Annotated in this window: 2 protein-coding genes; both read right to left on the reverse strand. The window is 66.2% G+C overall.

Features of this window, described 5'->3' with window-relative positions:
- The coding region (locus MOV75_RS40890) for an enoyl-CoA hydratase-related protein (RefSeq protein WP_247008532.1) at nt 1–208 on the reverse strand (208 nt) is incomplete at its 3' end.
- Between the two features lie 116 nt (nt 209–324).
- Nucleotides 325–648: SDR family NAD(P)-dependent oxidoreductase (locus tag MOV75_RS40895; protein WP_247008533.1), on the reverse strand; the 324-nt coding region annotated here is incomplete at its 5' end.

Genomic DNA, 648 nt, shown 5'->3' on the forward strand with positions numbered 1-648 from the left:
AGAAGGCCTCGCCCGCGCCGGTCAGCAGCAGCGCGCCGACGTCGGGATTCTCGCCGCAGCTTCGGATCATGGTGCGCAGCGCCGGGGTCAGCGCGTCCGAAAGCGAATTGCGCGCCTCCGGCCGGTTCAGCGTAATCACCGCGACGCGGTCGCGGATGACGCAGAGGAGTTCGTTGGTGCCGGTGTCGATGGTGGTTTCGCTGCTCATTATTCCTCCCTGCTCTCGTAGGGTGGGCAAAGCGAAGCGTGCCCACCATTTCTTTCTCCGTCCGAGAGGGTGGGCACGGCGCTATGCGCCTTTGCCCACCCTACGGCATCTCGACTTCAAAACTTCTCCACCCAGGGTCGCAGCTCGAGCTCCCAGCTCCAGGCACTGCGCGGTTGCTGCAGCACGTTCCAGTAGCTCTGCGCGATCGCGTCGGGATCGAGCATCGAGTCCGGCTTGTCATCCGGCTCGGTCCGCGCTGCGCTGCGGATGCCGCCGTCGATCACGAAATGCGCGACATGGATGCCTTGCGGCGACAGCTCGCGCGCGAGGCTCTGGGCGAGCCCACGCAACGCGAACTTGCCCATCGCGAACGAGGCGGACTGTGCGTAGCCCTTGACGCTGGCGGAGGCGCCGGTGAACAGGATCGCGCCGCGCTTGTT

The sequence above is a fragment of the Bradyrhizobium sp. PRIMUS42 genome (assembly GCF_023006515.1).
Classification (GTDB): domain Bacteria; phylum Pseudomonadota; class Alphaproteobacteria; order Rhizobiales; family Xanthobacteraceae; genus Bradyrhizobium.